This is a genomic window from Maribacter litopenaei, from assembly GCF_025244665.1.
In the GTDB taxonomy this organism is placed as follows: domain Bacteria; phylum Bacteroidota; class Bacteroidia; order Flavobacteriales; family Flavobacteriaceae; genus Maribacter; species Maribacter litopenaei.
In genome coordinates this window covers 2,234,465-2,257,404 of record NZ_CP104205.1, presented here as the reverse complement: position 1 = coordinate 2,257,404, position 22,940 = coordinate 2,234,465, and the positions used below count along the sequence as shown (strand labels likewise).

18 protein-coding genes and 5 pseudogenes are annotated in these 22,940 nt (G+C 40.9%); 14 read left to right on the top strand and 9 right to left on the bottom strand.

Translation table 11 applies throughout. The annotated features are described in order from the left end of the window. Position 1: 1 nt before the first annotated feature. From NYZ99_RS12245 to NYZ99_RS12230, 4 genes and pseudogenes are all read left to right on the top strand, one after another. Positions 2 to 1,351: a 3-oxoacid CoA-transferase gene (locus tag NYZ99_RS12245; RefSeq protein WP_260571438.1), complete on the top strand. Its 1,350-nt coding sequence runs from the start codon at positions 2 to 4 to the stop codon at positions 1,349 to 1,351. A gap of 145 nt (positions 1,352 to 1,496) precedes the next feature. Continuing rightward, positions 1,497 to 2,706: pseudogene (gene pcaF / locus NYZ99_RS12240) on the top strand (3-oxoadipyl-CoA thiolase). 418 nt (positions 2,707 to 3,124) lie between these two features. Further along, a pseudogene (locus NYZ99_RS12235) lies at positions 3,125 to 4,400 on the top strand (ribonucleotide-diphosphate reductase subunit beta). A gap of 1 nt (position 4,401) precedes the next feature. Beyond that, a pseudogene (locus tag NYZ99_RS12230) lies at positions 4,402 to 6,208 on the top strand (ribonucleoside-diphosphate reductase subunit alpha). 69 nt (positions 6,209 to 6,277) lie between these two features. Here NYZ99_RS12230 and NYZ99_RS12225 read toward each other — a convergent pair. Genes NYZ99_RS12225 through NYZ99_RS12205 form a run of 5 tightly spaced genes read right to left on the bottom strand, consistent with a single transcriptional unit; the run spans position 6,278 to position 9,792 of the window. Next, the gene (locus NYZ99_RS12225) at positions 6,278 to 6,514 is read right to left on the bottom strand and encodes a carboxylesterase family protein (protein ID WP_260571437.1); all 237 of its coding nucleotides are present in this window, start codon (positions 6,512 to 6,514) and stop codon (positions 6,278 to 6,280) included. After that, a complete protein-coding gene (locus NYZ99_RS12220) occupies positions 6,483 to 7,790 on the bottom strand; it encodes a carboxylesterase/lipase family protein (protein WP_260571436.1) in 1,308 nt (435 codons plus the stop codon). The genes NYZ99_RS12225 and NYZ99_RS12220 overlap by 32 nt, the downstream gene beginning before the upstream one ends. 18 nt (positions 7,791 to 7,808) lie before the next feature. Then, positions 7,809 to 8,354, bottom strand: coding sequence for an alpha/beta hydrolase (locus NYZ99_RS12215; protein WP_260571435.1), 546 nt, complete (start codon positions 8,352 to 8,354; stop codon positions 7,809 to 7,811). A 27-nt stretch (positions 8,355 to 8,381) separates the two neighbouring features. After that, complete coding sequence (locus NYZ99_RS12210) at positions 8,382 to 8,729, bottom strand: early set domain-containing protein (RefSeq protein WP_260571434.1); 348 nt, start codon at positions 8,727 to 8,729, stop codon at positions 8,382 to 8,384. Beyond that, positions 8,701 to 9,792, bottom strand: a complete 1,092-nt coding sequence (locus NYZ99_RS12205; protein ID WP_260571433.1) for a dienelactone hydrolase family protein — start codon at positions 9,790 to 9,792, stop codon at positions 8,701 to 8,703. The genes NYZ99_RS12210 and NYZ99_RS12205 overlap by 29 nt, the downstream gene beginning before the upstream one ends. A 265-nt stretch (positions 9,793 to 10,057) precedes the next feature. Between NYZ99_RS12205 and NYZ99_RS12200 the strand changes: the two genes are divergently transcribed. Beyond that, positions 10,058 to 10,825, top strand: a complete 768-nt coding sequence (locus NYZ99_RS12200) for a DMT family transporter (protein WP_338038991.1) — start codon at positions 10,058 to 10,060, stop codon at positions 10,823 to 10,825. Between the two features lie 75 nt (positions 10,826 to 10,900). Here NYZ99_RS12200 and NYZ99_RS12195 read toward each other — a convergent pair whose 3' ends face one another. Then, a complete protein-coding gene (locus tag NYZ99_RS12195; RefSeq protein WP_260571432.1) occupies positions 10,901 to 11,092 on the bottom strand; it encodes a hypothetical protein in 192 nt (63 codons plus the stop codon). Between the two features lie 314 nt (positions 11,093 to 11,406). Between NYZ99_RS12195 and NYZ99_RS12190 the strand changes: the two genes are divergently transcribed. The 8 genes and pseudogenes from NYZ99_RS12190 to NYZ99_RS12155 all read left to right on the top strand — a co-directional run bounded on the left by NYZ99_RS12190 (position 11,407) and on the right by NYZ99_RS12155 (position 19,970). Further along, positions 11,407 to 11,658: a hypothetical protein gene (locus NYZ99_RS12190; protein WP_260571430.1), complete on the top strand. Its 252-nt coding sequence runs from the start codon at positions 11,407 to 11,409 to the stop codon at positions 11,656 to 11,658. Further along, positions 11,606 to 12,607, top strand: a complete 1,002-nt coding sequence (locus tag NYZ99_RS12185; RefSeq protein ID WP_260571429.1) for a TolB-like translocation protein — start codon at positions 11,606 to 11,608, stop codon at positions 12,605 to 12,607. The genes NYZ99_RS12190 and NYZ99_RS12185 overlap by 53 nt, the downstream gene beginning before the upstream one ends. A 133-nt stretch (positions 12,608 to 12,740) precedes the next feature. Continuing rightward, positions 12,741 to 14,468, top strand: a complete 1,728-nt coding sequence (locus NYZ99_RS12180) for a PorP/SprF family type IX secretion system membrane protein (protein ID WP_260571428.1) — start codon at positions 12,741 to 12,743, stop codon at positions 14,466 to 14,468. A 626-nt stretch (positions 14,469 to 15,094) separates the two neighbouring features. Further along, the gene (locus NYZ99_RS12175) at positions 15,095 to 15,715 is read left to right on the top strand and encodes a response regulator transcription factor (protein ID WP_260571427.1); all 621 of its coding nucleotides are present in this window, start codon (positions 15,095 to 15,097) and stop codon (positions 15,713 to 15,715) included. 271 nt (positions 15,716 to 15,986) lie between these two features. Continuing rightward, positions 15,987 to 17,473: pseudogene (locus tag NYZ99_RS12170) on the top strand (xylulokinase). 10 nt (positions 17,474 to 17,483) lie between these two features. After that, positions 17,484 to 18,800, top strand: a pseudogene (gene xylA / locus NYZ99_RS12165) (xylose isomerase). A 154-nt stretch (positions 18,801 to 18,954) separates the two neighbouring features. Further along, a complete protein-coding gene (locus NYZ99_RS12160; RefSeq protein WP_260571426.1) occupies positions 18,955 to 19,617 on the top strand; it encodes a LacI family DNA-binding transcriptional regulator in 663 nt (220 codons plus the stop codon). After that, complete coding sequence (locus NYZ99_RS12155; RefSeq protein WP_260571425.1) at positions 19,617 to 19,970, top strand: substrate-binding domain-containing protein; 354 nt, start codon at positions 19,617 to 19,619, stop codon at positions 19,968 to 19,970. Before NYZ99_RS12160 ends, NYZ99_RS12155 begins: the two co-directional genes overlap by 1 nt. Here NYZ99_RS12155 and NYZ99_RS12150 read toward each other — a convergent pair whose 3' ends face one another. From NYZ99_RS12150 to NYZ99_RS12140, 3 genes are read right to left on the bottom strand one after another with little or no spacing between them, the layout of a single operon-like run. Then, entirely contained in the window at positions 19,971 to 20,252 is a 282-nt protein-coding gene (locus tag NYZ99_RS12150) for a hypothetical protein (protein ID WP_260571423.1), read from the bottom strand. Beyond that, positions 20,246 to 20,890, bottom strand: a complete 645-nt coding sequence (locus NYZ99_RS12145; RefSeq protein WP_260571422.1) for a Gfo/Idh/MocA family protein — start codon at positions 20,888 to 20,890, stop codon at positions 20,246 to 20,248. Before NYZ99_RS12145 ends, NYZ99_RS12150 begins: the two co-directional genes overlap by 7 nt. Further along, the gene (locus NYZ99_RS12140) at positions 20,865 to 21,347 is read right to left on the bottom strand and encodes a Gfo/Idh/MocA family protein (RefSeq protein WP_260571420.1); all 483 of its coding nucleotides are present in this window, start codon (positions 21,345 to 21,347) and stop codon (positions 20,865 to 20,867) included. The genes NYZ99_RS12145 and NYZ99_RS12140 overlap by 26 nt, the downstream gene beginning before the upstream one ends. 145 nt (positions 21,348 to 21,492) lie before the next feature. Here NYZ99_RS12140 and NYZ99_RS12135 point away from each other — a divergent pair, with 145 nt between their 5' ends. Then, complete coding sequence (locus tag NYZ99_RS12135; RefSeq protein WP_260571418.1) at positions 21,493 to 22,869, top strand: sialate O-acetylesterase; 1,377 nt, start codon at positions 21,493 to 21,495, stop codon at positions 22,867 to 22,869. Positions 22,870 to 22,940 lie beyond the last annotated feature (71 nt).

The window sequence follows — 22,940 nt, the reverse complement described above, 5'->3', positions numbered from 1 at the left end:
TATGATGAAAACGGTACCTGTAATAACGGCCCAAGAAGCGGCGGCGATGGTAAAGGATGGGGATGTGATTTTGGCCGGAGGCTTTGGTATGACCGGCAATCCCGTGAACATTGTACATACCCTTGCGGAAACAACCACCAAGAACCTTACCTATATTGCCAATAATGTGGGAGAACCCAATATGGGCGGCGGACGATTGCTCAATAACGGACAGCTCAAAAAAATGATCGGTTCCTTTTTTACCTCCAACCCGGAAGCGGTGAAAGCTGCGCAGGAAGGTAAAGTAGAGTATGAGTTGCTACCTCAGGGTACGTTGGCGGAGGCCATTCGTGCTGGGGGAGCTGGTATTGGCGGATTTTACACCCCTACATCGGCAGGAACCTTGATTGCGGAAGGTCGGGAAACAAAAATCCTAAATGGAAAGGAGCAGGTGTTTATAGAGGGAATCCGTGGGAATGTCGCCTTCGTCAGGGCTTGGAAAGCGGATACTGCCGGGAACCTTCAATATCGTATGACAGAGCAAAACTTTAATAGGGCTATGGCGACCGCGGCGGATTTGGTGATTGCGGAGGTACAGGAAATTGTACCTGTGGGAGGCATCGACCCCAATCACATCCATACCCCAGGGAACTTTGTGGATTATTTGGTAGAACGAAAATTATCCGAATCCGATTTGGGCATTTCCGCATCAGTTGGGTCTTCCAAAGTAACCGATGAGAAGCGATTGAACATGGCAAAAAGGGCCTTTGCGGAATTGGAGAAAGGGGATGTAGTGAATTTAGGCATTGGTATCCCAACCTTGGTGGCCGATTTGATCAAACCCGAGGATGGTATCATCCTTCATACCGAAAACGGGATGTTAGGGGTAGGCCCGGAACCGGCCGATGGGCGTGGGGCGATGTATTATCCGGTCAATGCAGGAAAGGTACCCGTAACGGCCTTACCGGGAAGCAGTTATTTTGATAGTGCCGATAGTTTTGCCATGATCCGTGGCGGACATATCGATGTGGCCATTATGGGCGGTTTGGAAGTGGATACCAGGGCCAACTTGGCCAATTGGGCAGTACCGGGAAAACCGTTATTGGGCGTCGGGGGTGCTATGGATTTGGCCGCCGGGGCCAAAAAGTTGATTATTACCCTAAGCCATACGGATAGGGCGGGGAACTCCAAAGTGGTAGAAAATTGTACCTTGCCTGTAACCGATTTTGGCTGCGTGGACGTGCTAATTACCGAATTGGCCGTTTTCAAGTTCATAGACGGCCAGTTAACATTAACGGAGATATTGCCGGGGAGCAGTCCGGAGGAAGTGAGGGCAAAGACAGAGGCCAAATTTGTAGAACGGTTGAAATAACAAATACAAATTCAAGTTCTGAGTTAAAAGTGATAAGTTAAATGTGAATTATTATTTTACCAAAAACGAACAACGCCTGTCCTGAGCGCGGCCACTGAGCGTAGTCGAAGTGAAGCTGAAGGGAACAACCAACAACCAAAACACAATGAAAGAAGCATATATTGTAGACGCAGTACGTACGCCCATAGGAAGTTTTAGAGGAGTCCTAGCAACTGTTCGCGCCGATGATTTGGCCGCTATTCCTATGAAGGCCTTGCTTGAGAAATATCCTAACCTGCCCAAAGAAGCCATAGACGATGTTATTTTGGGGTGTCATAATCAGGCCGGTGAGGACAATCGGAATGTGGCACGCATGGCGCTGCTGTTGGCCGGATTGCCCTATACCGTACCGGGTGAAACTGTAAATAGGTTATGTTCTTCTCGGGATGTCGGCCATTGTGCATGCCAATCGGGCGATAAAGGCGAACGATGGTGATGTATTTATTGTAGGAGGTATGGAACATATGTCCCGCGGACCTTATGTGATATCAAAAGCTTCCACAGCCTTTGGCAACGATGCCAAAATGGAAGATTCCAGTTTCGGCTGGCGTTTTGTAAACAAGAAGCTTCATGAAATGTATGGCACCGACGCGATGGGAATTACCGCGGAAAACTTGGCGGAAATGTTTTCGATCAGTCGGGATGACCAGGATTTGTTCGCGTATCGTTCCCAAATGAAAGCTGCGGCCGCACAAAAGGAAGGCCGTTTGGCTGAAGAGATTTGTCCGGTAGCCATTCCACAGAGAAAAGGAAATCCGGTGATGGTGGACCAAGATGAATTTATCCGTCCCGATACTTCCCTTGAAAAATTGGCTACGCTGCGTACGGTATTTAAACTTGAAGGTACGGTCACGGCCGGGAATGCCTCGGGATTGAACGATGGGGCTGCCGCAATGCTGGTGGTATCGGAAGAAGCCCTTAAAAAATATGGACTAACACCCAAAGCTAGAATCGTAGCCTCGGCCGTGGTAGGGGTGGAACCCGTAATCATGGGTATTGGTCCGGTGTACGCCACCAAGAAAGTATTGGAGAAAACGGGACTTACGTTAAAAGACATAAATGTGATGGAGTTCAACGAGGCCTTTGCCGCGCAATCCTTGACCTGTACCCGTGAATTGGGGTTGACGGACGATGACCCACGAATCAACCCGAACGGTGGGGCCATTGCCATTGGCCACCCCTTGGGCATGTCCGGAACCCGTATCGTTCAAGCTGCCGCAAATCAATTGGTCAGAAGCGGTGGAAAATATGGTTTGGCCACTATGTGTGTGGGTGTCGGTATGGGGTATGCGATGGTCATCGAGAATGTTTCATAATTTTAAATTCTTTGCACTTAAAATTTTACTAGAAATATTTTTTTGCGTTTAAAATTGAAGTGAAAAGTGGATACATTTTTAAAAATTACACCCTGACTGCCAGGGCTATTTCCCACTATGTTAGGCAAGTACCTTAACATACTTTTTACATGTCTTTAAATGTGGGTTTGAATCGTGTTTTTAAATGACGGAAAGAATTAAAAAAAGACGATCTACCTTATATGTAACTTCATTTGTTGGATTGTAAATATCTGAATAACAAATGTTTATATAAATTAAATTATATCGTTTTTGATATTTTAAAAAATCATTGTTGATAAAACTGTTGAAAAACTAAAGAGAGCGACCTACCATCTAAGGACTAAAAATTTGACCTTTATACCTCTCGAAAATAGTTTCATTTTAACCTTTTATTAACATGGAGATAACGGAAGTCATCAAAAGGGACTTTACTACTAAACCCTTTCAATTACACAAGATCACGAATGCAATTTTAAAGGCCATGACCGCTGTGGAACTTGGTGGTCCTGGTGATGCCGAAAAAATTTCCGAAACTGTTTATTCAGCCCTTTTGGAAAGGAAAAAAGCAGATCCTGCATACAAACCTACGGTAGAGGAGGTACAGGATTTTGTAGAGAAGAAATTAATGGAAGGTGGCTTTTTTGATGTTGCCAAGGCATACATTCTTTATAGAAATGAACAGGCCCGAAGAGAAAGTCAAATATTTTCGAGAAACGTATCAATTTAAAACCTTACGAATATCCGGCGTTGTACGAGTATGTACCAGCCATAAGGCATTCATATTGGATTCACACGGAGTTTAATTTTACAAGTGATATCCAAGATTTTAAGACCCGTCTTACGGATACCGAGCGTAGTGCCATAAAAAACACGATGTTGGCCATTTCACAAATAGAAGTAGCGGTAAAGAGTTTTTGGGGCGATATCTATCACAAAATGCCAAAGCCGGAGATTGGATCTGTAGGTGCGACCTTTGCGGAAAGTGAGGTACGACATCATGATGCCTATTCCCATCTTCTCGGAAATTTTAGGATTGAACCAAGAGTTCAAAAACCTAAAAAAGAAACCCGTAATCATGAAGAGGGTTCATTACCTAGAGACAGCTTTAAAAAATGCAAAGAGCGAGGACCACAAGGAATACGCCGAGTCTATACTTTTGTTCTCCTTGTTCATTGAGCATGTTTCCTTGTTCTCTCAGTTCCTGATTATCATGGCCTTTAACAAGTATAAGAACATGTTGAAAGGTATATCCAATGTAGTTGAGGCAACCTCCAAGGAGGAGCAAATTCATGGCGACTTTGGTATCGATATCATAAACATCATAAAGGATGAGAATCCAGTAATGGTTCGATATGGAATACCATTCCATGGTTCAGGACATGTGCAAGGATGCCTTTGAGGCCGAAAGCGATATCATCGATTGGATTTTTGAGGCTGGTGAAATCGACTTTTTGCCGAAGGTTTTGGTGAAGGAGTTCATTAAAAAGAGATTTAACGATTCCTTGGACAGCATAGGAATCGACAAAATATTTGAGGTAGATGAAAAGCTTTTAGCGCAGACCGAATGGTTTGACGACGAGATTATCGGTACCAAACACGGGGATTTTTTCGTAAAACGATCCATCAACTACAGCAAGAGAACACAAAGTATAACCAGCGACGACTTATTTTAACATGAACGAAACAAAACTAAACCTAGAGAAAGAAGTACAAGAAGAGAAAGTGCTAAACAGTTCTGACCAATTGGTACAGGCTAGGAAGGAAGCACTTAAAAACTTGTCGGGAGAAAAAGAACAAGGAAAAGGATTTTCTTGGTTGAATGACCACAGCCGAAACTTTTTGGCATCAGGTTATTTGACTAAAGGGGTAACTCCGAGAGGAACGAATAAGGGAAATTGCCGATAGGGCAGAGGCCATCTTAAAGATTCCGGGTTTTTCCGAAAAGTTCTATGGCTACATGAGCGAAGGTTTTTATTCATTGGCCTCTCCGGTTTGAGTCCAACTTTGGTAAGCAAAGAGGTTTACCTATTAGTTGTTTTGGGTCGCATATCGATGATGATATGGGCAATATCCTGTTCACCCAATCTGAAGTGGGCATGATGTCCAAATTAGGTGGAGGAACATCGGGCTATTTCGGAAAAATAAGACATCGCGGTGCCGAGGTTAAAAATAACGGTCAGGCTTCCGGGGCCGTTCATATCATGCAATTGTTTGAATCTATGGTAGACGTAGTTAGCCAAGGTTCGGTTCGTCGTGGTCGTTTTTCACCTTATTTGCCGGTAGAGCATCCGGATATTAAGGAGTTTTTGGAAATCGGAACCGAAGGAAATCCCATTCAGGAGCTGACACATGGGGTGACCGTTACCAACCAATGGATGCAAGAGATGGTAGATGGTGATACCGAAAAAAGATCTATCCGGGCCAAAGTGTTGCAGCGTAGGGGAGAAATGGGGTATCCTTACATTTTCTTCAAGGACAATGCGAACAATGGGGCCGCGGATGTATATCGTGATAAAAACCATCCTATATATGCCAGTAATCTCTGTACGGAAATCATGTTGCCGTCCAATGATAATTGATCCTTTGTTTGTGTATTGTCTTCCGTAAACCTTTTACATTACGATAAATGGAAGGATACCGATGCAGTGGAAACCATGGTATATTTCTTGGATGCCGTTATTACTGAGTTCTGTGAAAAATTAGAGGTATATCGTGATTCCGATAGTCGAGAGTGACCGTCAGACCTTCCTGTTCATGGAACGTGCCTACAACTTTGCGAAAGATAACCGCGCTTTAGGCTTAGGTGTTTTGGGATGGCATTCATTCCTGCAATCAAAAATGTTGGCCTTCGATAGCCAAGAGGCCTATAACTTGAATAGTGAAATCTTTAAGACCATTAAAGAGAAGTCCTATAAAGCGTCTGAGGAGTTAGCCGAGAAGTTTGGGGAGCCAGCCGTCTTAAAAGGATACGGTAGACGAAATACTACATTAAACGCGATTGCACCTACAACCTCTTCCGCCTTTATTTTAGGGCAGGTGTCCCAAGGAATCGAACCTATTTGATCCAACACCTACGTGAAGGATATCGCCAAGGTAAAAACAACAATAAGGAATCCTTATTTGGAAGCTTTGTTGGAAGAAAAGGGAATGAACACTACGGAGGTTTGGAGAAGTATCCGTGACTTTGATGGATCCGTTCAGCATTTGGATTTCTTAACCGAAGAGGAGAAAGCGGTGTTCAAAACCTATTCCGAGATCGATCAGATGGATATTATCTATCAGGCGGCCAATAGACAAAATCATATTGACCAAGGTCAGTCCGTAAACATTATAGTGCATCCAGTAAATGCCGGTGAAAGAAATTAACAAAATCCACGTAACCGCTTGGAAGCTAGGGTTAAAATCATTGTACTATCAACATAGTATGAACGCGGCACAGAAGTTCAAACAAAAGAAGGAATGTGCTAGTTGTGAAGCATAATCGTATGATATAACAGCAAAAAGGCCCGCTCTAAAGCGGGCCTTTTTGTTTTCTGAAGTGATATCGATATCAATTCGTCAAGAATTCAAATTCATCCTTGTATCTGTTTTGCATACCTAAATCACCCGTATCAAAAACCATGATGCTTCCATTGTTAACATCATAAGGTTCCCATTGTGGTAGGTTTTCACCATTGGGGTTACCGGATTTGGCAAAATTGACCCAATAACCTGACATTTGATCCTCCAGGGTGCGTTCCTCAGGATTCCAAGCCCTATCCCATTGGATCCAAGGTATGAAGCGCAAAAGGGACTTCCGAGGTATGAAAGGCACCGTAATTGGGAAAACCTGGTTTATCCGTGGGCACATGAACATACTCGTAGAGCCAAACATCCTTTTCCATGTATTTTGCCAATAGGTAACTAGGAACGCCTGCAAAATTCAAAAGATTCAGTTTTTTTTGTGACTCTGCGGCCTCTTCATTGGTATTGGCGGGAAAATACTCCGGAAATTCACCCGTCCTGTCCCCATAATTTTTGAAGGCATCTTGTTTAAAGGATTCCGTAGTTACATTATTGACAGGAAATAAGGCCGCATCACCAGGTAACCAACCGGAAAGCACGGAAACCTGATTTTGTTTTCCGTCTTTAAAATACCGCAATATATCGGTAGGAAGGAAGTAATCGTCCAAGACCACACCAAATCTGCCAGCCTCTCGCTGCGAACTCATTTTTTGAAGCTCGTCCGCAGGTATTTTTCGTAAATCCGATATGGAGTTAGCTCCAGCCAGTTTTTGGAAAGTCAATCCTTGTTGCTCGGCAGTAGGTAAATCTTGCATTAAGCGACCGCTTAAAATCCCCCCGCTTTGGGTAATGGCTTTTTGAAAATACCCTTCCGCTAAAGGCGAAGCTATTTGGGCATTAACACTAAAGGAACCGGCAGATTGACCGGCAATAGTTACATTGTTAGGATCACCTCCAAAAGCTGCTATATTGTTCTTGACCCATTTTAAGGCCTGTAACTGATCCATAAACCCATAGTTGCCCGAAGCATCATGACCAGATTCGGCACTCAACTCAGGATGCGCCATGAAACCCAAAACCCCAACACGATAGTTGATACTCACATAAACAACACCTTGTTCTGCCATTTGGGCGCCATCATAGATATCGCAATTAGCAGACCCGGAACTTAATCCACCCCCATAGATCCATACAAATACGGGAAGTTTTTCGGTTTCGGTTTTTACTGGAGTCCAAACATTAAGATACAGGCAATCCTCGCTCAGAGGCTCGGCTTGGCAATAAATTCTTCTGATCCAACATAGGAAGGGTTCCGGTTTGTTTTGGATAGGGCTTGGCCCAAATTCTGTACATTCCTTTACTCCTTCCCATGGTGTGACGGCTTGTGGTGCCTTCCATCGTAAATCTCCTACCGGAGGCTGGGCGAAGGGGATTCCCTTAAAAATTTGGATATCGTTACTGGTGTAGCCTTTTACTATTCCATCTTTCGTCTGTACGGTTTGGGCTTGTACTCCATAAGAAAGCAAGACGAGTAGTAAACCAAAAGTTTTTAGTTTCATCGTTATCGTTTTTTAGTATTATTTCTTTTTAAACAGTAAGGGTGCAAAATCATGCAGATTTCGTCGCCATGCCCTAAAGGTATGTCCTCCTTTACCATTTTTATATATGTATTTAATTCCGAATTCATCGAACATGGCCATCATATTCAAATTGTTCTGATATGCAATATCGGTTTCTCCCCCCATATAAATTTGAAAAAGCTCAAACTGATTGATTTCTTCATTCTTCATTACATCAGCGTAATTTTCCTTTATTTCCTTGATATTGGGAGAAAAATATCCAGTGCTCATAGGAACTACATAACCGAATAACTCCGGATTCCAAAGCGCAGTGTTCAAGGTCTGTACACCTCCCATGGAAAGACCGGCTATAGCCCTATCGGTGCGTTTATCTGAAACGGGATAGGTGTTCTCTATAAATGGAATGATTTCGTTCAATAAATCCCTGCAGAAAGGGTCCTGATCAGGACCGGCGCCCATAAAGAATCCTTCAATACCGGTGTGGCCACTAGGCATTACCACGATCATAGGCTCTAGTTTGCCTTCGGTATACAAATTATCCAAAATAACATTGGCTCTTCCGGCAGTAATTCAAGAGGCATCATTGTCCCCTCCTCCATGTAATAAATATAGGACAGGAAGTTTGTCCTTCTTTTTAAATCGATCGTACATAGGAGGGAGGTAGACATGGAGTCGTCTTTGGGCACCATCCAAAGTTTTGGAGGTATACCAAACTTTTTCGACTCGACCGTGGGGAACATCCTTTCTGGTTTGAAAGTCATTTTCCTTGCCTTCAATCTCTACAAGATTTGAGAAACCGTTTAAACTTTCCTTAACCATGGCGTTTTTAGGATCCAAGGTCTTGATTTTGTTCACCGTAAAATCATAGGTGTAAATATCCGGGGTAACTTCATTTTCTGTCTGACCATACCGAGACACCCAAATAATTCTTAGTTAAATTGATCCCAGGAAAACCACCAGGGAAATCCCCAGTAACTGATACCTCTTCCGCTAGCGGTGCATATATTTTGAATTCCAATTTCTTATTTGAATCCAACAGAACGGACTGCAAAGAATCGTTGGGCGTCGTCATACGCTGAAACGGAGATAGGTTTGCTGGTTCTTCCATAAAACCATGCATTTTGAGCCATGCCCCAAACTGTTCGTACCATGTATCGGTCGGCAGGTTTTGGGTTCGCATACCAAATCCATGACCACCTTTTTCGTATATATGGAGTTCTGCGGGTTGTCCTGCCTTAAACCATTTGTTGTATATGTTGATGCTGTAAGGTACCATGCCCAGCTCGTCGTCCCCTGCTACCGCAATATAAATGGGAGTTTTTTCGCTTGGAATTTCAGAACCGATAATCGCAGGTTCATAGGCATATATAGGGGCCACAAAGTTAGGTCGGTTATTGTCCTCGGCATTATAAAGTACGGACATGGTTAGGGTACCTCCGGCAGAAAAGCCCATAAACCCGATTTTTTGTGGGTCTATATTCATACTCTCCGCATTGAATCTTACATATTCCATCGCTTTGAGACCATCGTTCATGGCAAGTGGGATAATAGGTTTGGTAATTTTATTCAAGGTTTCAAAATCATTCATTTTATCAACCAATTCTTTCACCGGATCATCGGTAAAGCTTCTCGCAACCCTGTACTTAAGAACAAAAGCAGCAATACCTTTACTGTTAAGCCATTTGGCAACATCTACACCCTCAGATTGAACACTCAGTGTGTGAAATGCGCCTCCTGGGGCAATGATTACCGCAGTTCCATTGGCGGCTGACTTTGGAGGTAGATACACTGTGATAGTCGGATCTGTTACATTGTAAACAACTTTGGTGTTGAATAGGTTCTTCTCACTTAGTCCCTCTTCCCAGGTCCAATTTTCTGACCCAGGCGCGGTGCCCTCATATAATTTTAGTTCCTTTTGCCCGTACAATAGATCGGCAAAGATTAAGATTAGAATTAGTACAGTTAGTCGACTTTTTAGCATGAATCTCTTTGGGTTAAAGTTTATTGTCTCAAAATGTTACAATAATATATCGATTTTTTCAGACTTGATTGTTTTTTAGCCTTAAAATTCAATTTTATCTGATTTTGTTTGGAAAATATTATCAATATAGATGTTTTGATAGTTTTTGTCCCTGATTCTTGAACTTATAATCAAGAAGAAAGGAGTTCAGGTTAAGGTAAATACTTTAAATCGATGTTTTTCAAATTTGCTTCCCTTAACTTTGCGGCAAAGAAAATCAGCCTTTTTGAAGAAAGCCATTCTTTACATGGTCATTAGTACCTTCTCATTCACTTTGATGAATGCGTTCGTAAAGTACTTAAGCCATTTCCCAACATTTGAAGTCGTTTTTTTCAGGTCGATAGGGTCTTTGGTCTTAGCAACTTCCTATATAATTTATAAGGGCATACCTATCATGGGAAACAACAAAAGACTGTTGCTTTATAGATCTTTCGCTGGACTAACGGCCATGAGCTTGTTTTTTATGTCCTTAAAATATATCCCTGTGGGTACCGCCGTCTCCTTAAGATATATTTCTCCCATTTTTGCCACGTTTTTTGCGGTTCTATGGCTGAAAGAAAAACTAAGGTCCGTTCAATGGTTATTGTTTTTGATAGCTTTTTGTGGAGTACTATTTATAAAGGGATTTGGGGGTGCAGTGGATACTACAGGATTACTTTTGGTGTTAACCGCATCGGTCTTTAGTGGTTTGGTCTACGTATTGATACGTAAAATTGGAAAGGGAGACCATCCGTTGGTGGTGGTCAATTACTTTATGTTTATTGGTACGGTTGTTGGCGGATTGCTAAGTATTAATAACTTTTCCACACCCATGGGCCAGGAATGGCTTTTACTCTTGAGTTTGGGCTTTTTTGGTTTTTTTGGGCAATTATTTATGACCAAAGCCTTTCAGGCAGCCAAGACCACCATGGTAGCGCCCTTAAAATATATAGAGGTCATTTTTACCCTAACCATAGGGGTTTTCTCGGTTTGGGGATATATACACGTTTTTTAGTTTAATGGGAATCTTGCTGATTATTGGCGCTTTGGTAGCCAATGTTTTCATAGGCAAGCGTTAAGAGAACTAAACCTATCTACCTGTTCTAGTCTCCGCAATACTACTATTTATATCGTTCACGGAATTGAGTACTACGGCAGTAATTTCATTTTCTATTTCTTGGGAGTATTGAAAGAAAAGCAGAGCTGTGATAATGAACATTAACAATACCAAAGCGTCCGTCATAAATTTAGCGTTCAGATTTTTTTCAGAAGAAGTGTTCATGTGTCTAACAGTTCATATCATCTGTAGCAATTTACAAATCTTTAACATAATTAACAAATAATTAAGAAAAATGACAGGTATTTCATCGATGGAAAATCTCGATGAAGGGATTATATAGGATGAAGCGATTTAATTATTCGATGAACTACATGAAATTTTAAGAAAAATCCCAAAAAACTATGAAAACCTATGAATTTTTATCAAGTCTAGGCATGGTATCTTTTGGCAACTTTGTCTTGTTGAACCCCAAATACCTGAATTATGAGAAATACAATAGCTTACAAAATGGTCATCGGGTGTAGTCTTTTAATAGGATGTTATACGCTAAATGCCCGAATGCAGTGGCGGCTTCCAATGGAATCCATCAAATAAATGAGACGGAAAAGCGCCAGCAAAATTATGAGGACCTAAAAGACTTAGGTTATACCGAAAAGGAAATTTACCAAGATTTGGGGAATGCCCATTTTCTGTCCCATAATTATGAAACCGCATTGTTTTGGTACGAGAAACTGATTGAAATCAGTCTCGGATGGTCATTTGGACCCATCGTACCAAAAGAGATATGATTTTGCCATATCCAAATTAGGTCAGGAAACAAAAAAGGCCGAGGAGGATGAAAACTGGACTGAATTGGTAAAGTCCGATTATCATATGACGGATGCTTCCATGAAAACCTCTAAAAGGTTGTCACGGAGAAAGAATTTTAAACCTTTATACATAGACTCTGATTACAGTACCGCTTCAGTGGGAAACGATAGGCCTTTTATAGTAAAGGAACAAGAAGTAAGGGAACCGAAACAACTCAATTACGAAAGCCCGGTGGTTTTGACCAAAGATGGAAAGACTGCTTACTTTAGCAAAGAGGTTTGGGTAAAACCCACTACCGGTATTTTTTCCAAAAAACAAAAGATCCATAGGATTTTTAGGGCAGATAAAGTAAATGGCGAATGGAAGTCCATTAAGGAATTGGCCTTATGCCCAAAGGATTATTCCGCTTTACACCCTGCAATATCAAAAGATGGTACAAGATTGTTCTTTGCCTCCAACATGCCCGGTACTTTTGGTGAGTATGATATTTATGTATCCAACATAAGGTCCGGTGGTATTGCTGGCGTGGCAAAAAACTTGGGAACTAAGGTAAATACCTCAAAAAACGAAATGTACCCTAAGGTAATGGAAGGTAATACCTTAGTTTTTGCCTCCGAAGGGCATCAAGGCTACGGTGGTTTGGACGTGTACATGGTAGAAGTAGAAAAAAGGAATGTGGGCTTGGCCATGAATATGGGAAGTTCCATAAATAGCTCCAGCGACGATTTTTCCATTCAATTCACCAATGATCAAATGGGTTATGTGATGTCCAATCGAGGTGGAAACGGAAAGACCATGGAACTTGTTGCTTTTTCTTTTTCACAAGAAGGATTCACAAAGCAGGCTAGAGACTTTCAATTAATGGAAGCTATGAATACAGAAAGTAGAACCCAATATTCGTCATCGGTTTTTGAAGATGAAAATTAAATAGGAGATATCCCCCAAATAAATTCTATGTTGAACTTTTCAAAGGAAACCGGAATCCATTAATAAAAAGTGGAAATTTTGGTACCCCCAATCCTTTGCGACCTTATTTACTTGAACTATAAACCCTACTCAAATGAAATTCGCTACTAAAATATCGGCAAAAATAGGTCTCCCAGTAATCCTATTCCTATTTATGGGAAGCCTAGACCTCTTTGGTCAGGAAACGGATACCAATTTAAACTCAAGCAGTACGTACCACAACCAGCTGTTCTTTAATAGGTATTTAATTAACCCAACCTTCTCATTGGTTAGGGAAAACAAATCGTATCTTAATATTTTACATAGAAACCAGTATGCAACGTTTGATGATAACGCTCAAAATTATTTTCTAGGTTTCAGTAATAAATTAAACGGAAGGACCGCTATAGGAATTGGAGTATATAGCCAGTGGGCAGGCGTCGTACAGGAATTTGGTTTTAATGCGAACTATGCCACCGCGGTAAAACTAGGAAATAAAAGTACGCTTACATTTGGAACCAATGTCACCTATTTTAACCAAGGACTGGACAAAAACCGAGTCGTGATTTCCGAGGCAGATCCGGAAATATCGGAAGCAAGAAAAGAAAGTAAAATTGCAGTTCAACCAGGAATAAACCTTTCCATTGGAAAATTCGACTTTGGACTTTATGCAGAGGATCTATTACGCTACAACCAAACAACCGATGAATTTTTGACCAATCTTTCAACAAGGAGTGTAAAGGCCTCAATGCAGTATACCCATTCGTTCAATGCCGGGCGTGGATTATTCGAGGACGCAAGATTGATGCCTTTGGCCCAGGTGGGTAAAAATGAGGATGGAAGTATTTATTATTTGGGTTCCCTATTGTTAGATCTACCTAACTATGGTTGGTTACAGACGACCTTAGATCAAGAGTATGGTATGTCAGCTGGGGTTGGATTCAATTTCAGTAAAAAAATGTCTTTGGGCTATTTAATCGAAAAAGACTTATCTCAGAATGAATCCAACTTGGGTTGGAACCACGAGGTTTCCTTGGCCTATAAGTTTAAGGACGAAGATATGTCCATTACCATCGCTGATCGTTCCAATGACAGTAAAATCGATGCTATTGTACGTAACTATGAGGAGCAAATTGCAGATTTGATTTCCGAAAGGGACAAAGCAAGGAAAAAGGAAAAGAGGGAGGAGAAAAAAGAGGTAGCAAATAAAGAAGTGGCCGCAAGGTCAGTTACACCTACATCAATGGAAAATATAGATTCAAACGATTTGGCCTATCAAAACCGATTGATTCTTGATGAACTTATTTTGAGACAGGACTCTATAGAAGAGGCAAGAACATTGGCCTTTGAGAAGAAGTTTGAGACCATCGTACGTCTTTTGCGTAATGATATTAAAAACAGTGTTGATTCCAACCTTCAAAACTTTAAGCTGGAAGAACGTACGATGATGGCCGCCAAACAAATGGAAGAGGAGCATGCTAGAATGGCCGCGGAAGAAGATTTTGAAAAATATAACAAGCTTCCCATAAAAATGCTGGGGAGTGCAGATATGTTAGGGGTAAAATCAGGATACTATGTTATTGCCAATGTGTACAGCAATAAAAAATATTTGAACGCCTTCATGCATAAATTAAAGGACCAAGGATTGGATGCAAAGCAGTTTTACAATAAAGAGAACGGGTTGTATTATGTATATCTTGCCGATTATGATTACAAGAGCGAGGCCCACGATGCATACGTTTCCAATTTAGGTGGTAAATACAATGATGAAAAGTGGATCATGCAGGTGCACCAACATACGGCAACCGTTTCCAATACATTTGAAGACGATGATACGTATTAAGAAGACTAACAAAAATATAGTAAGGTTTACATACTATAATCGAGATATAAAAGTTTGAGTATTTCTATGTTTGAGTAAATTGTCGACAGAAGGAGGGGTAGTATCCGGGGGGATAACTGGGGCCCCTCCTTTTTATTTTAAGGCAATATTTTCGATGAAATACATTCAAATTGTGCATTTGAACGAAAAAACTTAGGAGTTTATCAAGTCTAGTTGTTAAAGAAGTATATTTCAATTCCAAACAGAAATAAAACCATTGTTTAACCCCAAATCCCCCAAACTATGGATAAATTTTACCTACAGCTTGCTACCCACAAGCATTCCTTCTTGACGACAATCCAAAAACACTTTCATAGTGTTATTAATTTTTCGGATTTTATTTTGAAACCCATTTTGCATCGACAGGTCTTTGATAAAGGACGCTATCGTTGTTAAGACAATTTCGCCTTTCACGACCTTATTGATTCTTGTTGTGTTTCCGAGAGATTACTTTGGTATACATTCCTTTTATGGCTTTTCCATAAAAAACAAGACGATTAGGGCTGAAGGCTACCCAGATTTTACCCAATTATTAACCCCCGGATGTGGTTTCCTTTAGGGAACCATACAGGACAATTTAACTTAGTATGAATACGCAAAATTTAAAAATCATTATTGTAGAAAAAAACGAACAATTACACGCGAGCTATCTCAACTACCTTAAAGGAGTGGATGGTTTTCAACTTATGGGCATTTATAGCTCTGCGCAAAAAGCCCTAAAGGATTTCAGTAGGACTAGTCCGGATATTGTTTTGACCGAGGTCGACTTGAATGAAACCAATGGTTTGGATACCATTCAGTTGTATCGAAAGAAGGACTGGAACGTTAAGGTCGTGATGATAAGTGAAAACAATGACTTTGAACTCATTAAAAAAAGTTTCAAAAAAGGAGCCAATGGTTATTTGACGAAACCTATGTCCGCGGACAAATTTAGTCATGCCTTAACCAGTGTGAGGGAAGAAGGCGCAACTATTAGCAACGACATTGTTAAACAAGTTGTGTCCAATTTCAATAGGAAATCCTATAGTTTCTTTTCGGAAAGAGAGAATCAAATCGTAGACTATTTGTGCAATGGTGCAACCTATAAAATGATAGCGGACAAACTCTTTGTTACCACTAGTGCTGTCAATTTCCACATTCAGAACATCTATCTCAAGTTGGATGTAAACTCCAAATCTGAAGCCTTAAGCAAGCTTGAAAGTTTATAATACCTACTTATGCTTTAGGCAAGGCCCTTGGAAACTTCTCTCGGTTTTCTTGGGCCTTTTCTTTACGAAAAGGGTTTCGGTAAATTTTCGTAATCCACGAAAAAAATTTAAATATCTAAAAATCAGTACTCTAAAAATACCAGATATCAAATTTTTATTCTTATGATTCTCTTTTTTGGCAAATATTCATAGTCCGAACATTCTTTTAGAAGCCTAGTTTGTAGTATTTTTAAAAGGCAAAATTATAATTGAATTAAAGCCCAATCTGTATATGTACTATTTAGGTTTGGATATTGGTAGTTCGTCCATCAAAATCGCTTTGGTTGAATCTGCTTCGGTAAAAGTGTGGATGTTGTCCAAGAACCCGAGACAGAAATGTCCATGTTGGCGGTTAAAAACGGTTGGGCGGAACAAAATCCTGAGGATTGGTGGATTCATGCCTGTAATGGAATAAAAAGGCTCATCAAAACGCACGCTATTTCTTCTAAAGAAATTATAGGAGTAGGAATCTCTTATCAAATGCATGGTTTGGTTTTGGTGGATGCCGAGGGTAATGTGCTGCGTAACTCTATTATATGGTGTGACAGCCGTGCCGTGCCCATTGGGCAAAAGGCTTTTGAGAAAATAGGGGAGGACAAGTGTTCCGAGTACTTATTGAATTCACCTTCCAATTTTACGGCCAGTAAGCTTAAATGGGTAAAGGACAATGAACCGGAAGTATTTTCAAGGATTCACAAATTTATGTTGCCAGGTGATTACATTGCCCTAAAACTTTCTCGGCGAAATAAATACGACGGTTTCGGGCTTTCCGAGGGAATTTTTTGGGATTTCAAGAACAAGGATATTGCTAGCTTCTTGATGGATTATTATGGTTTGGATGCTGATTTGGTGCCGGATATCGCGGAAACTTTTGGTGTACAATCCAGAGTAAATGATAAAGGGGCATCCGATAGCGGTTTGCGAGTTGGTACACCCATATTGTATAGGGCAGGGGACCAACCCAACAATGCACTGTCATTGAATGTTTTTAATCCTGGTGAAGTGGCCGCTACTGGTGGGACATCAGGAGTGGTGTATGCTGTAACCGATAGTCTATCTGTCAAGGAAAGCGCTAGGGTAAACAATTTTGCCCATGTTAATTATAGTCCGGATAGCGATTCAAGAATAGGGAAACTTCTTTGTATCAATGGTTCTCGAATTCAGTACAGATGGTTACTCAATAATTTGGAAGTGGGTTCCTACGATGAAATGAACGAACTGGCATCTGAAGTTCCTGTAGGTTCTGATGGTGTGGTTATCATACCTTTTGGCAATGGGGCGGAGCGTATGCTTAATAATCAGGAAGTTGGTACACGGCTAGTGAATATAAACTTGAATAATCATGGTAAGGGTCATTTGTGTAGGGCTGCATTGGAAGGCATCGCTTTTTCCTTTGTCTATGGAATGGAAATTATGGAGTCGGATGGTATACAGGTCAATGTGATGCGTGCAGGTAACGATAACCTCTTTAGGTCAAAGATATTTTCCGAGACTGTGGCTACCCTCATTGGTTACGACATAGAAATTTATAATACTACTGGCGCTATTGGGGCGGCAAGGGCCGGACTTTTGCAAGATGGTGATTATAAAGCCTTTGGTAAAGCCATCATGGAAAACGATTATGTGATGACTTTTAAGCCTCTCGAGAACAAGGAAGAATACAGAAAAGCCTATCAGCTTTGGAAAAAAGAATTGGAATTAATACTAAACAACTTATAAAACAACAATAATGGCAGACAAAGAATATTTCAAAGGAATAGATGCAATCAAATTTGAGGGAAAGGATTCGGATAATCCCTTGGCTTTCAAATATTACAACCCGTAACAAGTAGTTGCTGGAAAAACGATGCGTGAGCATTTTAAATTCGCTATCGCGTATTGGCATACCTTCTGTGGGCAGGGGTCTGATCCATTTGGATCAGGTACGCAGAACTTTGAATGGGACCAATCTTCGGATCCAGTTCAAGCAGCAAAGGACAAGGCTGATGCTGCATTTGAATTCTTTGAGAAAATCGGTTTTGATTATTTCTGTTTTCATGATTTTGACCTCATACAAGAGGGACCTACTTTCTTGGAGTCGGAAAAGAGATTGAATACTATTGTGGATTACATCAAGGATAAACAAAAAGCATCCGGTAAAAAGCTGTTATGGGGAACGGCCAACTGTTTTTCCAATCCACGTTATATGAACGGTGCGGCGACCAATCCGGAGTTTAATGTGGTTGCACGGGCTGGTGCCCAAATAAAAATGGCGTTGGATGCCACCATGGAACTTAATGGTGAAAACTATGTTTTTTGGGGAGGTAGGGAAGGATATATGTCCCTATTGAATTCTGACATGGGTAGGGAATTGGACCACATGGGACAGTTTTTGACCATGTGCAGGGATTATGCCCGTGGACAAGGGTTTAAAGGTAATTTCTTCATAGAACCAAAACCCATGGAACCTATGAAACATCAATATGATTTTGATTCGGCTACGGCCATAGGGTTTTTACGAGAATATGGTTTGGAGAAGGATTTCAAGATCAATATAGAAGTCAACCACGCTACCTTGGCGCAGCATACCTTCCAACACGAATTGGCCGTCGCAGGAAAGGCGGGAATGCTAGGTAGTTTGGATGCCAATAGGGGCGACTATCAAAATGGATGGGATACGGATCAGTTTCCAAATAATATTCAAGAAACTACCGAGGCCATGTTGGTATTCTTGGAAGCAGGAGGACTACAAGGGGGCGGTATAAATTTTGACGCCAAGATAAGACGTAATTCCACCGATTTGGAAGATATTTTCTTAGCTCACATTGGCGGTGCGGATACATTTGCCCGTGCGTTGATAACCGCTGACAAAATTATTACTTCCTCCGCCTATACCAGCTTAAGGGAAAAGAGGTACAGTTCTTTTGATTCCGGAAAAGGAAAAGATTTTGAGGACGGCAAATTGGATTTGAACGATTTGTATGCAATTGCCAAGGAAAATGGTGAGCTTCCCTTAATCAGTGGTAAGCAGGAGCTGTTTGAAAATATTATCAATCAGTATATATAATTTAGAAGATTTTAATATAAAAGGTCTTGATGTCTTTCAGGACCTTTTTAGTTTATGGTAAATACTCTCTTGACTGGCCGGAGAAGTACATGAAAGAACATGTATTAGGATTTCGAAGCAAGCGCCGGAAATTTCAAATCTCGATTATCGAGTAATGAAGAAAATTACACTAAAGGACATAGCGAGGTATTTTGATGTTTCTATTTCTACGGTATCCAAAGCCGTAAACGATAGTCATGAAATTAGTAGGGATTTAAAACAACGTATACAGGAGTATGCCAAGGAAAATCATTACAAACCGAACAAGCTTGCCCTAAACCTTCTAAACCGTAGTACCAAGACCATTGGCGTAATTGTCCCCAATATATTGAACTATTTTTTCGTTCAGGTTCTGTATGGAATAGAAAAAATTGCCAATGAAAATGGCTATAATATCATTAGCTGTATCAGTGATGAATCCTTTGAAAAGGAATCCAAAACTTTGGAGTTTTTGGACTCGGGTACCGTGGATGGATTGATTATTTCCTTGGCCGAGGAAACTCAGGTGAAGGAGAGGATAGAGGGACTTCAGGAAATTTCTGAAAGTCAAATCCCTTTGGTATTGTTTGACAGGGTTTCGGACTTAATAGCTTGTGACAAGGTAATCGTGGATGATTTTGAAGCCGGGTACAAAACGACCAAATTCTTTTTGAACCTAGGATGCAAGAACGTCGCTTTTGTATCCCCCATAGGCAAATCGAGTGTTGGAAAATTGAGACTGGAGGGCTACAAAAAAGCTCGGAAGAAGCTGAAAGACGATATGATGAGAAATTGGTAGTGAACTTTACGGCCAAGGATGACCTAGACCTGCTAATGTCTTTTTTATTGAACTATAAGCCCATAGACGGCATCTTAGGTTTGGATGAAATCACGGCCGTTAAAATTCTCCATATCGTGAAGTCCCGTGGCTATAATGTTCCTGGGGATGTTTCTATAGTTGGTTTCACAAACGGACAATTGTCGCAATATGTGACTCCGTCATTGACGATGGTAAGTCAGCATGGAAAATTCATCGGGGAAAAGGCCGCAGAGCTTTTAATCAAGCGTATAAAGGAACCCAATAGGCCATTCGAGACTAAAGTGGTAAAAACCAGCCTTTTGGTTAGGGATTCCACTAAAAAGCTACAGTAATTACACGGTATCCGGATGGGGATGTTCCCAGTCACCTCGATAGTCGCGCATTAATCTCGCAGTTGCTTCTTCATCATTGACCACGGTACGACTTTTAGGGTCATATACAAGTGGTCTTCCTAAATCCATAGATAGGTTTGCCAAAATACAACTCGCAGTTGAAATATGGCCTTCTTCTATATCGGCAACCGGTCTAGTACCATTCGCAATTGCTTGAAGAAAGTCTATCATGTGCCTTCTTGTGGCAGGAGCTGCGTTTAATTCATTGTCCTTTTCTACCAAATCCTCCGGATATTTTTCTTTCTCGTATAGTACATCGTAGTGTATTGGGTCGCCCTCGCCGTAGGGAATAAAATCGGCCTGCATGGTACTTCCCTTAAGTACGCCTTTGTCCCCATAAATAATGAAGGCCCAGGGATATTCGGATCCGCAGGATTTCCCCAGCTCCTATGTTGCCAAACACAGTTTAAGTCATCATACTCAAATACGGCGGTCTGTGTATCGGAAATATTGGATTTGCCATCCTTTTGTATGTAAATGCCACCTTCGGAGCTTATTTGCTTAGGCCATCCCAAATCCAACATCCAACGTACGGTATCGAACATATGAATGCACATATCACCCATAATCCCATTACCATATTCCATAAAGGTCCTCCACCATCTCTTATGGGGAATTCCGTCATAAGGTCTCATCGGAGCAGGATCCGTCCACATTTCATAGTCGAGAAACTCCGGTACCGGTTGTACGGGTGGATTTCCATTGGCCCTCATGTGATAATAGCAGCACATCTCTACATGTCCCACTTTTCCCAATAGTCCTTTATCTACAATTTCTTTTTTGACATCGATTAAATGCGGGGTACTTTTTCTTTGGGTACCCACCTGTACAACCCTATTGTATTTTACTGGCTGCGGCAACCATGGCCTCTCCTTCTATCACGTCTACACTTATTGGTTTTTGAACATATACGTGAGCCCCTGATTTTAAGGCCTCAATGCACATAAGGGCATGCCAATGGTCCGGTGTTCCAATTAAAACGATATCCAGTTTTTCTTTTTTAAGCATGTCTCGGTAATCCGAATACAGCTTTGGTTTTTTACCATTCTTTTGACGTTGGGAAACCAATTCGGCTACGTTGTTTAAAAAATTGGAATCTACATCGCAGAGCGAAACAACTTCTACATTGGCAACCTGAATCAGTTTAAACAGGTCACTAGTGCCATACCAACCTGTTCCAATAAGGGCCACTTTTTTTGGTTTTTCATCTTTAAAGAATTCAAATCCGTAACTGCCCATGGAGGATAAGAGTAGAGAAGCGGCGGAAGCGCCTTTGATAAAATTCCTTCTTCCTAAAAGTTGTTTTTCGGTGCTCATAAATAATTTCTTAAGAATGCTATGGTGTGAAAAAGTTTTTCGTAAGTTATTAGATTATACTTAATAAAACGTATCATGTTGGTATAAAAATAAGCGGAACGTTATTAAATATTTATATTTGGGTGGCTTAATTTAATAATTTATCATGAGGCATCTTTTTTTTGTATTGTTTCTTTTCTGTTTCACCATTACTAGAGCGGAAATCTCCCTTCCCAAAATTTTCTCCAGTAATATGGTTTTACAACGGGAATCTTCTGTTGACCTATTTGGATGGGGCCATCCTGGAGAGAAATTTACCATAGCCACGAGTTGGGACAATGGGGAATTTGCCATAAAAACTCCAATTACCGGAAAGTGGAAATTGTCGGTCGAAACTCCGGCTGCGGGAGGACCTTACAGGATTATTTTTAAAGGAAACTCCAATGAAATTATCCTAGAAAATATATTGATAGGAGAAGTTTGGTTGTGTTCCGGGCAATCCAATATGGAATGGAGCGCAAATAGTGGTTTGGATAATAAGGAAGAGGCCATTGCAAATTCCAATAAACCAACAATAAGACTCTTTACAGTGGCGAAAAGGACTTCGGATTATCCTCAAGATGACCTGGTAGGGACATGGCAAGTTTGTTCTCCTGAAACCATGCCGGATTTTAGTGCGGTTGCCTATTTTTTTGCGGAACGTCTTCAAGAGGAAATGGACATACCCATTGGATTAATAGATTCTTCCTGGGGAGCATCCTGTGCGGAAGTGTGGACACCGAAAGAGGAATTTGAGAAGAATCCGGACTTGCAGAAATCCTATGAGCTTATAAAACCCAATCCTTGGGTGCCTATTGAAAAATCGATTTTGTATAATGCCATGATTGCGCCGTTGACAGACTTTAAGATAGCTGGAACATTATGGTATCAAGGAGAGTCCAACACGGCAAATGCAGAAACCTATGAAAATACCTTTGGTACCATGATAAAATCCTGGCGTAACCAATGGGGTTATGAATTTCCGTTTTATTATGTACAGATTGCCCCATATAAGTATGGCCGAGAATATGAAGGAGGTATCGTTAGGGATCAGCAAAGAAGAACATTGTCCATTCCAAATACCGGTATGGCTATGACCAGTGACATATGTACTGTAGAAGATATTCATCCTACAAATAAAATAGATGTAGGTATCAGGTTGGCAAACATTGCTTTAAAACAACATTATTCTGCTTGGGATGCCTCAGTATATGGACCATTGTATGATAGGGCCGAGGTAGTCAAAAGTACAGTTGAGGTTCATTTTACGAATAATGAAGGGCTTACTAAAAAAGGAAATAAATTGGAACTTTTTGAACTTTTGTCTTCGGATGGAACATGGTATCCGGCAAAGGCTAAAATTAACAATGGGATTGTGACGGTAAGCTCAAAAGAGGTAAAGGTACCTAAGAAAGTTAGATACGCTTATAAAAGTACTGACATTGCGAACCTATTCAATGCCGTAGGCTTGCCTGCATCTACCTTTATAAGCGAGGATTTGTAACTAAATGATTTTTATGGGATATCAAAATTCAAGTAAAATGATGATTGAACATCATGATTCATGAATTTGTG

Bases quoted from the DNA above. Each gene is read 5' to 3' on its own strand.
- NYZ99_RS12245 (WP_260571438.1), top strand. From the start codon at position 2: ATGATGAAAACGGTACCTGTAATAACGGCCCAAGAAGCGGCGGCGATG.
- NYZ99_RS12220 (WP_260571436.1), bottom strand. From the start codon at position 7,790: ATGAAACTAAAAACTTTTGGTTTACTACTCGTCTTGCTTTCTTATGGA.
- NYZ99_RS12205 (WP_260571433.1), bottom strand. From the start codon at position 9,792: ATGCTAAAAAGTCGACTAACTGTACTAATTCTAATCTTAATCTTTGCC.
- NYZ99_RS12195 (WP_260571432.1), bottom strand. From the start codon at position 11,092: ATGAACACTTCTTCTGAAAAAAATCTGAACGCTAAATTTATGACGGAC.
- NYZ99_RS12190 (WP_260571430.1), top strand. From the start codon at position 11,407: ATGTTATACGCTAAATGCCCGAATGCAGTGGCGGCTTCCAATGGAATC.
- NYZ99_RS12180 (WP_260571428.1), top strand. From the start codon at position 12,741: ATGAAATTCGCTACTAAAATATCGGCAAAAATAGGTCTCCCAGTAATC.
- NYZ99_RS12175 (WP_260571427.1), top strand. From the start codon at position 15,095: ATGAATACGCAAAATTTAAAAATCATTATTGTAGAAAAAAACGAACAA.
- NYZ99_RS12160 (WP_260571426.1), top strand. From the start codon at position 18,955: ATGAAGAAAATTACACTAAAGGACATAGCGAGGTATTTTGATGTTTCT.
- NYZ99_RS12140 (WP_260571420.1), bottom strand. From the start codon at position 21,347: ATGAGCACCGAAAAACAACTTTTAGGAAGAAGGAATTTTATCAAAGGC.
- NYZ99_RS12135 (WP_260571418.1), top strand. From the start codon at position 21,493: ATGAGGCATCTTTTTTTTGTATTGTTTCTTTTCTGTTTCACCATTACT.